Origin of the sequence: Actinomadura sp. WAC 06369, from assembly GCF_003947565.1 — a bacterium.
Taxonomy (GTDB): domain Bacteria; phylum Actinomycetota; class Actinomycetes; order Streptosporangiales; family Streptosporangiaceae; genus Spirillospora; species Spirillospora rifamycini.
Map to the genome: position 1 here is coordinate 1 of NZ_QHJN01000213.1, position 12,083 is coordinate 12,083.

10 protein-coding genes and 1 pseudogene are annotated in these 12,083 nt (G+C 77.2%); all 11 read right to left on the reverse strand.

Features of this window, described 5'->3' with window-relative positions:
• Window positions 1–1,572: CoA transferase (locus tag DMH08_RS35280; protein ID WP_125620452.1), on the reverse strand; the 1,572-nt coding region annotated here is incomplete at its 3' end.
• Entirely contained in the window at window positions 1,563–3,170 is a 1,608-nt protein-coding gene (locus DMH08_RS35285) for a class I adenylate-forming enzyme family protein (RefSeq protein WP_125620454.1), read from the reverse strand. The genes DMH08_RS35280 and DMH08_RS35285, both read right to left, overlap by 10 nt.
• Window positions 3,167–4,546: a protoporphyrinogen/coproporphyrinogen oxidase gene (locus DMH08_RS35290; RefSeq protein ID WP_125620456.1), complete on the reverse strand. Its 1,380-nt coding sequence runs from the start codon at window positions 4,544–4,546 to the stop codon at window positions 3,167–3,169. The genes DMH08_RS35285 and DMH08_RS35290 overlap by 4 nt, the downstream gene beginning before the upstream one ends.
• Entirely contained in the window at window positions 4,543–5,502 is a 960-nt protein-coding gene (locus DMH08_RS35295) for a UbiA family prenyltransferase (protein ID WP_026403131.1), read from the reverse strand. Before DMH08_RS35295 ends, DMH08_RS35290 begins: the two co-directional genes overlap by 4 nt.
• Complete coding sequence (locus DMH08_RS35300; protein WP_233618008.1) at window positions 5,502–6,758, reverse strand: DegT/DnrJ/EryC1/StrS aminotransferase family protein; 1,257 nt, start codon at window positions 6,756–6,758, stop codon at window positions 5,502–5,504. The genes DMH08_RS35295 and DMH08_RS35300 overlap by 1 nt, the downstream gene beginning before the upstream one ends.
• Window positions 6,755–7,924: a DegT/DnrJ/EryC1/StrS family aminotransferase gene (locus DMH08_RS35305; RefSeq protein ID WP_125620457.1), complete on the reverse strand. Its 1,170-nt coding sequence runs from the start codon at window positions 7,922–7,924 to the stop codon at window positions 6,755–6,757. Before DMH08_RS35305 ends, DMH08_RS35300 begins: the two co-directional genes overlap by 4 nt.
• A gap of 185 nt (window positions 7,925–8,109) precedes the next feature.
• Window positions 8,110–8,637 carry an EF-hand domain-containing protein gene (locus DMH08_RS35310; RefSeq protein ID WP_125620459.1) on the reverse strand — a complete coding sequence of 176 codons (528 nt, stop codon included), beginning with the start codon at window positions 8,635–8,637 and terminating at the stop codon, window positions 8,110–8,112.
• A 249-nt stretch (window positions 8,638–8,886) separates the two neighbouring features.
• A complete protein-coding gene (locus DMH08_RS35315) occupies window positions 8,887–9,309 on the reverse strand; it encodes a DUF6917 domain-containing protein (RefSeq protein ID WP_125620461.1) in 423 nt (140 codons plus the stop codon).
• Window positions 9,306–10,202 (reverse strand): Gfo/Idh/MocA family protein, encoded by an 897-nt coding sequence (locus DMH08_RS35320; RefSeq protein ID WP_125620463.1) that lies wholly within the window; start codon window positions 10,200–10,202, stop codon window positions 9,306–9,308. Before DMH08_RS35320 ends, DMH08_RS35315 begins: the two co-directional genes overlap by 4 nt.
• A complete protein-coding gene (locus DMH08_RS35325) occupies window positions 10,199–11,287 on the reverse strand; it encodes an Ldh family oxidoreductase (RefSeq protein WP_125620464.1) in 1,089 nt (362 codons plus the stop codon). The genes DMH08_RS35320 and DMH08_RS35325 overlap by 4 nt, the downstream gene beginning before the upstream one ends.
• Window positions 11,281–12,083 (reverse strand): annotated as a pseudogene (locus DMH08_RS35330) (M20/M25/M40 family metallo-hydrolase); the annotation flags it as partial. The gene DMH08_RS35325 and the pseudogene DMH08_RS35330, both read right to left, overlap by 7 nt.

Here is a 12,083-nt window from a genome sequence, read left to right on the forward strand (position 1 = left end):
GCCGTCGGTCTCGAAGAGGGACGCGTAGGCGGGGTCGGCGGCCATCGCGGCGAGGTCGGTGACGACGGGCGCGCGCGGGGCGCCGTCCACCGGGGTGTGGACGGCGGTGCGGAGCAGGCGGGCGGCGTCGATCAGCGCCGTCGCGGCGCGGACGCCCGCGCCGGTGCGGGCGCGGGCGAGCAGGGCCGCGACGGCGCCCTCGGCGGCGATCAGGGCGCCGAGCACGTCGGTGACCGTGAGGAGGGTGGGGCCGGACACGAGCGCGGCGACGCCCGAGTGGGCCTGCACGAGGTAGTCGGTGCCCATCGGCTGCGGGGCGGGGAGGGCGTCGGCCCAGCCGCCGGCGTGCGCGTACACCAGGGACGGGCGGACGGCCGCGAGGTCGGCGGCGCCCAGGCGGAAGCGGGCGGCGCGGCCCGGCGGCCAGTTCTGCAGGAACGCGTCGGCGGACGCGGCGAGCCGCAGGGCCGTGCCGCGCCCGGCGGCGGTCGTGAGGTCGGCCTCGACGGCGGACTTGCCGCGGTTGAGGGCGAGGAAGCGGGCGGAAAGGTCGCCGGACAGCGGCGGGACGCCGCGCAGCGGGTCGCCGCCGGGCGGTTCGAGCCGGACGACGTCGGCGCCGAGGAGCGCGAGGAGGTGCCCGGCGAGCGGGCCCTGCACCCGGTTCGTCGACTCGACGACGCGGAGGCCCGCGAGGGGGCCGGGCCCGGCGGGCGGCGGGGCGGGCGGGGCGGCGGGCGGCGTCACCGCGCGCAGCCGCCACGGGGACGCCGGGGCGGGCGGCGGCGGCACCGTCGCGGGCCGGACGGGCACGCCGCTGACGCCCGCGGCGTCGGCGGCGTCGCGGACGGCGCGGTACTCGTGCTCGCCCGCGGCCTTCGCGAGGTCCGGGGGGAGCGCGCAGGTCGCGGTGGCGAAGCGCTGCTGGAACGGGGGCCAGCCGCGGACGATCGCGGCGCGGCCCGCGCCGAGCGCCGACCAGAACCACAGCCACCGCTCGGCGTCGAACGTCTCGAGCTCGAACACGACGCCGTCGGACGAGCGGAACGGCGGGGTGCGCTCGGCGTCGCCGGCGGGGTCGGCGGGACGCCCCGCGCCGGGTTCGGCGGTCGCGACGGCGACGTACTGGGTGAGCGCGAGCGCCGCGGCCTGCGCGACGGACGTGGTCGCGGCGACGTCCGTCCGGCCGTGCAGGGCGGCGAGGGCGGCGGCGGTGAACGCCTGCGCGGCGAGGACGCCCGCGCAGGCGGACGCGAAGTCGACGGGCAGGACGCGGGGGCCGCCGGCGGCGCGCCCGTGGACCTGCATGATGCCGCAGGCGGCCTGCACGTCGTGCTCGCCGCGCATCGGCACGGGCACCGGCCCGGACCAGCCGATGCGGCATTCGGGGAGGGCGCCGCCGAACGGGGTGCGGACGGCGGCGAGCCGTCCGGCGGGCGCGGCCGGCGGGGCGGCCCGGGCGTGCTCGACCGTGCAGCCGAGGGCGCGGAGGCGGGCCGCGGCGACGCGCAGCGGGAGGGTGTCGCCGGACGCGCGGACGGTCGTCCCGGCGAGGGGGCGCGTCACGTCCATCGGCCCGTCCCGTACGTCTCGGGGGTGAGGCCGAGCCGCTCGCGCAGCGCGGCGCGCCGCACCTTGCCGGTGCCGGTGCGCGGGATGTCGTCCCAGGCCAGGACGACGGGTTCGGCGAGGGCGGGCAGGTCGGCGGTCGCGGCGCGCCAGGCGGCGGGGTCGAGGGCGCCGCCGTCGGTGACGGCGACGGGCTGCGCCGGGCGGCCGGGGACGCTGAGCACGACGCATTCGGCGACGCCGGGCAGCCGGTCCTCGATGACGTCCTCCAGTTCGGTGGCGTTCTCGGGGACGGCGTCGGCCTCCCGGTCGAGCAGGAGGAGGCGCCCGTCGCGGGTGAGGGCGCCGATGTCGCCGGTCATGAACCAGCGGCCCGCGCGCTTGCGCTCGAACCGGGACCGCTCGCCGACGTACCCGTCGGCGAGGGCGCGGGTGGCGCAGACGACGAGGCCGGGGGTGCCGCGCGGGACGGGCCGCAGGGTGGTGCGGTCGAGGACGCGGAGCCGGGTGCGGCCGGGGACGGGGCGGCCGAGGTCGCGGGTGGTGGGGTGCCGTTCGCGTTCGGCGGCGAGGGCGCGGCGGGTGAGGAACCGGAAGGTGAGCGGGCCGGTCTCGCTCTGCCCCCAGCCCTGGAGCCAGAGGGGCCGCGGGTGCCGCGTCGCGCCGAGGAACGTCCGGACGGTCGGCGGGTGCACGGCGTCGAACGTGCTGATGAAGAGCCGCACGCGGTCGAACGGGTGGTCGTCGCCGGTCCGGGCCCGGGACCGCCAGCGGACGAACGCGGCGGGCTGGGCCTCGACGACGGTGGGCCGGTGCCGGTCGAGCAGCGGCCCGGCCTCGTCCCAGCGGGAGTCGGGGATCGCGAGGAGTTCGCGGGGGCCGTGGGTGAGCGCGACGGCCGTCCAGGCGAGGGCGCGGCCGTGCACGAACGAGAACGATCCGGCGACGACGTCGTCGGGGCGGGCGGACAGCACCGGCCAGCGGTGCGCCTCGAACCCGGCGAGGCGGCGCAGCAGCGTCCGGGTGGTGTGCGCGACGAGCTTCGGGACGCCGGTGGTGCCGGACGTGTGCATGATCGCGAGCGGGTGGTCGACGGGCGGGCGGTACGGGGCGGGGGCGGGCGCGCCGCGCACGTCGTCCAGGGTGAGCGCCCCGGCGGCCGGGCCGTCCAGGACGAGCGTGCGGGCGGCGAGGGACTCGGGGGCGCGGCCCGCGGACCAGCTCGCGGCGAGCCGCGCCGCGTCGACGACGAGCAGGGCGGGATCGAGCCGCTTGAGCAGGGTGTCGAGCGCGCCGGCGTCCAGGTGCGCGGACAGCGGCGCGGGGACGGCGCCGATGCGGGCGGCGGCGCAGCACAGCAGCACCGTGTCCCAGTGGTCGCGCTTGGCTATCGCGACCCGGTCGCCGCGCCGGGCGCCGGCGGCGGCGAGCCAGCCGGCGGCGTCCCGCACCAGCCCGGCGAGGGCGGGCAGGCCGTGGACGGTGCCGAGGCCGGGCGCGATGTCGAGCGGGCGGCTCAGGTGCACCGTCGTCGGGCGGCCCCGCGCGGCGAGGTCGTCGAACAGCGTGCCCAGCTCGATGCGTCGGCCGAGGGGGGTCATCGGCTCACCTCCGGGACGGGGTCGGGGTCGGCGGCGGCGGCTAAGGCGGGACGGCCGTCGAGGTGCGCGGCGACGCGCGCGGCGGCCGTCCCGCCGGACGCGACGGCGCCCTCGCTGCACGGGCGCAGCGCCGTCCAGTCGCCCGCGTACTCGACGGCCGCGGCGGGGCGGCGGGCGAAGCCGGCGCGGAGCCGCAGCGCGCGCGGCGTCGCCTCCGGCAGCCCGTACCGGAACCGCGTCACCCGGACGTGCCGGACGTGCCGGGACACGCCGGGGACGAACCGTTCGGCGCGGGCGAGCAGCCGGTTGGCGACGGCGTCGTCGGGCGCGCCGACGAGTTCGGCGGTGCCGCGCGGCGACGTGATGAGCGACAGCAGGCCGCGCCCGCCGGGCGCCCGCCCGGGGTGCTTGCGGTGGTCGGCGGTGATCGCGCCGAGCAGCGGGTCGGCGGCGTCGGGGACGAGCGTCGCGAACCGGGGGCGGGTGCCGCGCGGCGCGAGCGGCCGGTCCAGGACGAGGCTGACGCGGAGCATCGGCGCGTACCCGCAGGCCCGCAGGTACGCGGCGACCGCGGGCGGGGCGTCCGGGTGCAGCCGGGCCGCGACGGGCGCGGGCACGGCGAGGACCGCCGCGCGGGCCGTCACGGTCCCGCGCGGCGACTCGATCCGGACGCCGCCCGGCCCGGCCGCCACCCGCGTGACCGGGTGGCCGGTGACGACGTCGAGGCGGGCGGCGAGGGCGCGGGCGAGGGCGTCCATCCCGTCGCGGTAGGTGCGCCAGCCGCCGGAGCCGCCGGTGGACGCCAGGTGCGCGGCGAACGGGGCGGCGGCGGAGCGCTCGGGGTCCCAGCCGAAGAACCCGCCGACCAGCGGATGCACGAGGTACTCGCGCAGATCGGGATGGTACGGCCGGACGAGTTCGGCGATCGTCGCGGTGCCGAGGGAGGTGTGCTCGGGGTGCCGCGGGTCGAGGTCGCCGAGCCGGGCCAGCCGCACCTGGAGCCGCACCAGGTCGAGGCGGGCGCGGAGCGGCAGGCCCGCGCCGGTCAGCAGCCCGAGGGGGCGGCCGACGTGCGGGCGGGTGCGGCCGCCGCGCCACACGGCGAGCGCGTCGGGGACCCGCGGGACGGCGCCCGGGTCGGCGTCGAGGCCGAGTGCGGAGATCAGCCGCCACGTCGCCGGGTACGCGGGCGGGCCGGGGAACATCTCGGCGCCGATGTCGATCAGGCAGCCGTGCTCGCGGACCGTCCGCATCCGCCCGCCGACGGCGGCCGCGGCCTCGAACACCCGGACCGTCCGGCCCGCCTCGGCGAGCGCGTGCGCGGCGGCCAGCCCGGCGGGGCCCGCGCCGACGACGGCGACGTCCAGGCCGGTCATGACGCGAGCCCGGTGGCCGCCAGGTTCGCCGCCACCAGCAGCACCACGGTGACGCGGTGGGCGTGGATGGCGATGCGGCGGGCCCGCAGGATGTCGCCCCGGAACCCGATGACGAGGTGCGCGAGGCGCATCGCGACGACGGGCAGCAGCACCGCCGGGAACCACCACGGCGCCGCCCCGGCCGCCGCCGACCCGATGATCAGCAGCACCTGCGCGGCGGTCGCCGCGGCGACGAACGCGCGGTGCGTCCGCGCGGACACGAGCGTCGCGACGGTGATGCGGCCCGCGTCGCGGTCGCCGTCCGCGTCGTTGGTGTTGGAGTAGAGCCCGAACAGCATCGGCCCCGCCCCGAACACGACGGCCTGCACGATGACGAACGCGGACGCGGCGCCCGTCAGCAGCGCGTACGGGACGAGCGTCCAGCCGATCCCGAGCCCGATCAGGAAGACCTCCTGGAACCCGCGGTAGCTGAGCTTCAGCCCCCACGAGTACTGGACGGACGCGGCGACGCACACCGCCGCGAGCGCGATCGCCCACAGCGGGCGGTGCGGGGCCGCCGCGACGCTCACCGCCCACAGCAGCGCGCCCGCCACCGTCGCCGACCAGGCGAACCGCAGCGCCTGCTCCTCGGTGAGGGTCCCCGCGACGAGCGGTTTGCGGTGCAGGCGGCGCCGCGCGGCGTCCGACCCGTAGTTCGCGGCGTCGCTGCCGTCGCGGAACCCGGTGATGTCGTCGAAGCCGACCATCGCGGCCACGACGACGACCTCCGCGATCAGCACGAGGCCGAGCAGCCCGAACGTCCCGCCGTCCCAGCGGACGGCCGGGCCGAGCAGCGCCCACACCAGCAGCAGGCCGAGGTAGTAGTCGAAGATGTCGAGCTTGGCCAGGCGCGCGTAGGCGGCGAGGCCGGCGGGACCGGACGTGCCCGGCCGGGCGAGGGTCGTGTGGCGCGTCATCACCGCTCCCGGTTCGTGTGGGTGTCGGGGTGTGCGTCGGGGTCGGGGTGCGTGTCGGGGTGTGCGTCGGCGAACGCGCAGACGGCGTCCGCGACGCGCTCCACCTGCGCGTCGGTCAGGTGCGGGTACAGCGGCAGCGAGATGTTGCGGCGGGCGGCGGACTCGGCGTTCGGCCACGCCGCGCCGGGCGCCGTGTGCGGCGCGAACGCGGGCTGGGCGGGAAGCGGGCGCGGGTAGTAGACGTGCGCCGTGATCCCCCGCTCGGCCAGGTGGGCCCGCAGCTCGTCGCGCCGCCCGGTGAGGACCGTGTACACGTAGTGGAAGCGGCCGTCGCCGCCGACGGGCGGCGCCGCCAGGCCCCGGTCGGCGAGCGGCGCGAACCGCCGCGAGTAGTACGCGGAGATCTCCGCGCGGCGCGCCAGCCGCCCGTCCAGTCCGGGCAGCCGGTGCAGCTGGAACAGCGCCATCACCTCGTCGAACCGGCTGTTGAGGCCGACGCCGTTCCGGCCGACGCGGTGGTGGACGAACCGGTGCACGCCGTCCTGCCCGTGGTTGCGCAGCATCCGGACGGCGCGGCCCAGCGCCGCGTCGCGGGTGAGGACGACGGCGCCCTCCCCCGGCATCCCGAACGTCTTGACCTGGACGAACGAGTACACCCCGGCGTCGCCCCAGCAGCCCGCGGGGCGTCCCGCGAGCGTGCCGCCCTGCGCGAGCGCCGCGTCCTCCACGAGCGGCAGCCCGTACCGGTCGGCGAGGGCGCGGAACGCGGGCATGTCCGCCATCACCGAGAACATGTGGGCGGGCATGAGCGCCTTCGTGCGCGGCCCGATCAGCGCCTCGGCGGCGGCCGGGTCGACCGTCAGCCGGACCGGGTCGATGTCGGCGAACACCGGGCGGGCGCCGGCGTCCAGGACGGTCGCGGCGAGCGGCGCGCAGCCGAACGCGGGCACCACGACCTCGTCGCCGGGCCCGACGTCCAGCGCCGCGAGCAGCAGCGACAGCCCGGACGTGCCGCTGGAGCACGCCACCGCGTCGGCGGTGCCGGGCCCGAGGCGGTCGCGGAGCGCGCTCTCCAGGCGGGCGGTGTGCTCGCCGAGGATGAACGTCTGGCCGGGCGCGGTGCCGACGGCGCGGACGGCGTCCAGCAGCGCCTCCCGGTCGTCCTCGAACAGGTCGGGCGGGAAGAACGGGATGGTCGCGGCGGTGGTCTCGGCGGTGGATCCGGCGGTGGATCCGTCGAGGGGCGGGGCGGTCACCGGGCCCGCCTCCTTCCGGCGTAGAAGCGCTCGATCTCGTCGCACACCCGGTCGGCGTGCGCGTCGGGCAGGTCGGGGTACAGCGGCAGCGCGAGCGCGGCGGCGCACGCCGCCTCCGCGCGGGGGAAGTCGCCGGTGCGGTGGCCGAGATGCGCGAAGCACGGCTGGAGGTGCAGCGGGCGCGGGTAGTACACCTCGGTGCCGATGCCGCGGGCGGCGAGGTGCGCGGCGAGCGCGTCGCGGTCGTCGACCTCGACGAGGTGCACGTACACGACCCGTCCCGTGCCGGGATGCGGCGGCGCGTCCCCCGGGACCCGCCGCACGCCCGGGACGTCCCGCAGCCGGGCGTCGTAGCGGGCGGACAGGTCGGCGCGCCGCGCGATGTCGGCGTCCAGCCGGCCGAGCTTGCCGAGCAGCACCGCCGCCTGCACGTCGTCCATCTTGCTGTTGCGGCCCGGCAGGACCGTGGCGTTCGCGATGCCGGCGAAGTCGCCGAGCGTCCGCCCGCCGCGCCCGTGGTGCCGCAGCATCCGGACGGTCTCGGCGACGGCGTCGTCGTCGGTGAGGACGGCGCCCGCGTCGCCGATCGCGCCGAGCGTCTTCGCGGGGAAGAACGACAGCGCGCCGCCCGCGCCGAGCAGCCCGGCGTGCGCGCCGTCCACCCGCATGCCGGCCGCCTCGGCGCTGTCCTCCACGACCGCCAGCCCGCGCCGCCGCGCCACCTCCAGGACGCCGCGCATGTCGGCGGGCCGGTCGAACAGGTGCACCGGCATGATCATCCGGGTGCGGGGGGTGACGCGGGCGTCCGCCGACGCCGGGTCGATCCCGTACCCGCCTTCCTCGATGTCGGCGAACACCGGGACGCCCCCGGCGAGCACCACGGACGTCGCCGTCGCGACGAACGAGTACGCGGGGACGACCACCTCGTCGCCCGGCCGGAGCCCGGCGGCGCGCAGCAGCAGCACCAGCGCGTCCGTCCCGGAGTTGACGGCCGCGACGTGCCGGGCGCCGGTCCAGCGTTCGAGGGCCCGCTCGAGTTCGGCGACCTTCGCGCCGTGCGAGAACTTCCCGTTGTCGAGGACGTCGTTCAGATGTCGTCGGATGCCGTCCCATTCGGCGTTGAACGTCGCCGCCTGGGTGAAGAACGGAATCGTCTTGGCGGTCATTGTCAGCACTTTCTCCGCACGTTCTCCCGCACGTTTCTCCGCACGTCTCTCCGCTGGTTCGCGTGTCGGCGGCGGAACCGCCCGGGAGGGCGCCGGCACCGGAGGCCGTGACGAGGATTCCGGTGCGGCGCCCTCCCGGACGTTCCGTCATTTCCGGGACGGCCCGGCCGGGGCCGGGGGCGGCCTCAGCGGCCGAGCAGCGGGATGTCGTTGCGGCCGAGGTGGTAGTCGCGCACCGCGTCCACCAGCTCGTCCACCGACAGCTTTCCGCTGTTGTCGGTGTCGAGCTGGCGGAACGCGGTGTCGGCCACCTCGGGGCTCAGCCCGATCGCGGCGAACCAGCCGTGCATCTCCGCCGGGGACACCTCGCCGTCGCCGCTCTTGTCGAGGACCTTGACGATCGCCTGGATCGTCGGCTTCACGACCTCCGCGAACCCCGCGTCGCCCTTGCCGATGATCTCCGTCTCGGCGGCCTCCAGGAACTGGTGCCGGCTCATCGTGTCGGACCCGGCCGCCGCCGAGAGCCGGTCGAACATGCCGAGGTAGGCGTCCTTCAGCTCGTCCGCCGCCGGGGTGCCCTGCGCGCCGAGCCGGGCGATGATCTCGTCCGCCTCGCGCTCGAAGTCGGCCCGCTCGATGGTGCCGTTGCCGTTGTTGTCCCAGAGCCGGAACCGCTCCTCGAGCCGGTTCTCCTGCTTCGTCGCCATGACCATCTGGCCTTCCTTTCCGCATCCTCACGCCGGATGCCGCTGGTCGAATCGAATGCTTTTCGGGGAGCGATTCGAACTTCCGACCCCACACCACTGAGATTGCCTAACCGAGCCGGTCCGAACCATGCGGCGAAGGTAAGACCCGCATACCCCCGGAACGAATTCGGCATCACCTGTCGCGACTATTTAATTTGGGCATGCCGCGGCTAACTCAATGGCTGATTCGGTCATTCGAGTAAAACGTCGGCGAAATCAGGCCGGCGGGGCGCCCCGGCGGAACACGAGCCTTTCCTCCGGCGCCAGCCCCAGCTCCCCGCCGGCCAGGGGCGGCCCCGGAACGGCCCGCACCAGGACGTTGTAGTGGTTCGGCAGATGGCAGCCGTCGAAGCCGAGCAGCACCCCGATCCGGCGGTGGCCGATCCACAGGACGTCCCCGCGGTCCAGCACCCCCGCGGCGCCGATCTCCGCGAACCCGAGGAACGCGACCCGGTCGATCCGGGCGCCCGCCGCCGTCTCCGCGTGGTCCGTCGCCACCAGCTCGTGCACCTCGCCCGCCCGCACGCACCGGCTCGCGAACGGCTCCAGCCGCATCCCCCGGTCCGTCCGGCGGTGCGTCAGCACCTTCACGAGCGTCCCGTGCACCTCGCGCTTCGCGCCGTCCTCGTCCGGGTTCACGCCGCCTCCAACCGGTACGCGTCCTCGACGAACCGCAGCGCCGCGAGCCCGCCGTCGTACCCGGCCCGCCCGCGCACGCACCGCGCGAACGCCCGCAGCACCCCGACGTATTCGTGCCACAGCGACTCCTTGAAGCCCGGATGCCCGCCGAGCATGTCGGCGCGCAGCGCCCGCCCGTCCGCCAGCCGGACCGCCACGTCCTTGCACTCGCCGGGATACGACCAGTCGAGCAGCACCCGCGCCCGCGCCGCGCCCGCGCGCAGCCCGATGTCGGCCCGCCGGTCGGTGCCCGCCGCGTCCCGCTCGATCCGCGCCGACACCGCCTCGGCCGGGCCCAGCAGCAGCCGCACCAGGTCGAACGCGTTCGGGCCGTTGTCCGCGACGCACCCGCCGCCGCACCGCCGCGCGTCCAGGTACCAGCCGTCGTCGCCCGCGTGCTCCTCGATCCGCTCCAGGTACCGGACCGTCACCTCCGCCACCGGCGCCCCCGCGCACTCCCGCACCAGCCGCTCCACCGCCGCGTTGTACCGCCGGTGGAACGCCGTGAACAGCGGGACGTCCCGCCGCTCGGCGACCGCCGCCAGCTCGGCGCCCTCCGCGGCCGTCAGCGCCAGCGGCTTCTCCACGCAGACCGCCACGTCCCGCTCCAGCGCGTCCATGCAGATGCGGTGGTGCACGTCGTTCGGCACCGTCACCACCACGGCGTCCGGCCGATCCTCCTCCAGCAGCCGCACATGGTCGGTGCGGCCCGGCACCCCCAGTGCGAACGCCTTCCGCGGATCCTCGTCGCACACCGCGACCAGCCGCAGGTCCGGCGCGTCCCGCAGCGCCGCCAGGTAGAAGCGGGAGATCACCCCGAGCCCGACGACCGCCACCCGCAGCGGCGGCCTCACCGCCGCACCTCCGGAACCGCGACGCCCGTCCGCACCGCCACCTCGTACAGCTCCCGGTACAGGCCGCCGCCGAGCGGGACGCCGTCCCGCATCCGCTCCCGCGCCCGCTCGTGCTCGTACCACCCCGGATACCGGACGGGCGCGGCCGGATCCACCGGCGGGCAGTCCAGCAGCGCGCCGAACAGCGCGCCCGCGTCCGCCGCGAACCCGGCCCGGCCCGGCGCGACCGCCACCGCGGCGAACCCGATGTCGTCGTCGCGGCCCCCGCCCGGCGGGCCCAGCGCCGCCCCGGCCACCAGCGCCGCCAGCACCTCCACCGCGACGCCCAGCCCGAACCCCTTGTGCTGCCCCGGCCGCCCGCCGAGCCACAGCAGGTGCGCCCGTCCCGCGTCGAACCGCGCCGGGTCGGTGACCGGGCGGCCCGCGTCGTCCGCGAGCAGCCCCTCCGGGACCGTCCGCCCGTCCCGCGCCGCCTGCCGGATCCGGCCCGTCGGCGCCGCGGTCGTGCTCATGTCGAGGACGAACGGCGGGTGCGGCCCCGCGGGCGCCGCCACGCTCAGCGGGTTCGTCCCCAGCATCGGCGCCGCGCCGCCCGGCGGCCGCGCGATCCGCTGCCCGCCGCAGTTCGCCGCGACCAGCCCCACCATCCCCCGCTTCACGGCCCGCAGCGCGTGCGGCCCCGCGCAGCCGAAATGGGTCGCGCCCCGCACCGACACCATCCCGATCCCGTGCTCCTCCGCGCGGTCGGCCGCGAGGTCCATCGCCGCGCCCGCCGACCACAGGCCCAGCGCCCGGCCCGCGTCCACCAGCACCAGCGCGCCCCGGTCGTCCACCACGCGGTGCTCCGCGCGCGGATCCACCCGCCCGTCGGCCAGCCGCGGCAGGTACAGGCGCGTCAGGTTCGCCAGCCCGTGCGACTCCATGCCCGCGACGTCGCCGTGGCACAGCGTCCGCGCCGCGGCGCGGGCCCGCTCGCGCGGCACCCCGTGCGCGGCGAACACCGCGGCGGTGAAATCGAGGAGTTCCGCGTAGTCCACGCGGACGCCGGCCCGCGGCTCCGCGGCAGCGGTCGTCAAGGTCACCATGCTCCGATCAGCTCGTCGGTGAAAGCGATGAGCACGCGGGCGACGTCCGCCGCGAACGCCGCCAGCTCGGCGGCGTCGGCGGACTCCCCCTCGGCGTGCGCGTTGTCGGCCGCGAGATCGCCCGGCCCCAGCACGACCGAGCACGCCCCCGGCACCTGCGACATCCAGATCGCGTCGCACGTGAACCCCGGCTCGTCCGGCGGCCACGGCGGAATCCCCGCGCGCTCCAGCAGCGCGTGCCCCCACGCGCTGCGGTCGTCCAGCACGGGCAGGCCCCGCTTCCGCCACTCCAGCCGCGTGACGGCGTGCGCGTCCGCCGCGGTCCGCGCGAACAGCAGCGAGTCGCCGAACCGCGCCGCGAACGCGTCGAGGCCGTCCCGCAGCGCGGCCTCGACCTCCCGCTCCAGCCGGCGGCCCGCGTCCATCGACGCGTACGCGAGGTTCAGCAGCAGCGAACCCGACCCGTACACCTTGTTGTGCCGCGGCCCCGTCTCGAGCCCCGCCACGCACACCGCCGCCTGCGCCGCGTAGGGGTCCAGCGCGGACCCGAGCCACTGCGCGAGGTACCCCAGCAGGACGCTCGCGTTGTGCCCCTCGCCGGGACGGTCGTCGATCGCGTCCTCGCCCGCCACGACCACCCGCGCGGTCATCGACGCCGTGCAGCGAGCGAGGAACCTCCGGCGGGTGGGTTCGCAGAACACGTTCAGCCGCCCCGTGTACCCGGCCTGCACCAGGGGCCGGGTGCCGGACACGCCCATCGCCCCGCCCTCCTCGCCCCCGACCGCCTGCACCACCA

Excerpts from the sequence above, each read along its gene's own strand:
- DMH08_RS35325 (WP_125620464.1), bottom strand. The coding sequence starts at position 11,287 with ATGGTGACCTTGACGACCGCTGCCGCGGAGCCGCGGGCCGGCGTCCGC.
- DMH08_RS35295 (WP_026403131.1), bottom strand. The coding sequence starts at position 5,502 with ATGACGCGCCACACGACCCTCGCCCGGCCGGGCACGTCCGGTCCCGCC.
- DMH08_RS35310 (WP_125620459.1), bottom strand. The coding sequence starts at position 8,637 with ATGGTCATGGCGACGAAGCAGGAGAACCGGCTCGAGGAGCGGTTCCGG.
- DMH08_RS35290 (WP_125620456.1), bottom strand. The coding sequence starts at position 4,546 with ATGACCGGCCTGGACGTCGCCGTCGTCGGCGCGGGCCCCGCCGGGCTG.
- DMH08_RS35285 (WP_125620454.1), bottom strand. The coding sequence starts at position 3,170 with ATGACCCCCCTCGGCCGACGCATCGAGCTGGGCACGCTGTTCGACGAC.
- DMH08_RS35305 (WP_125620457.1), bottom strand. The coding sequence starts at position 7,924 with ATGACCGCCAAGACGATTCCGTTCTTCACCCAGGCGGCGACGTTCAAC.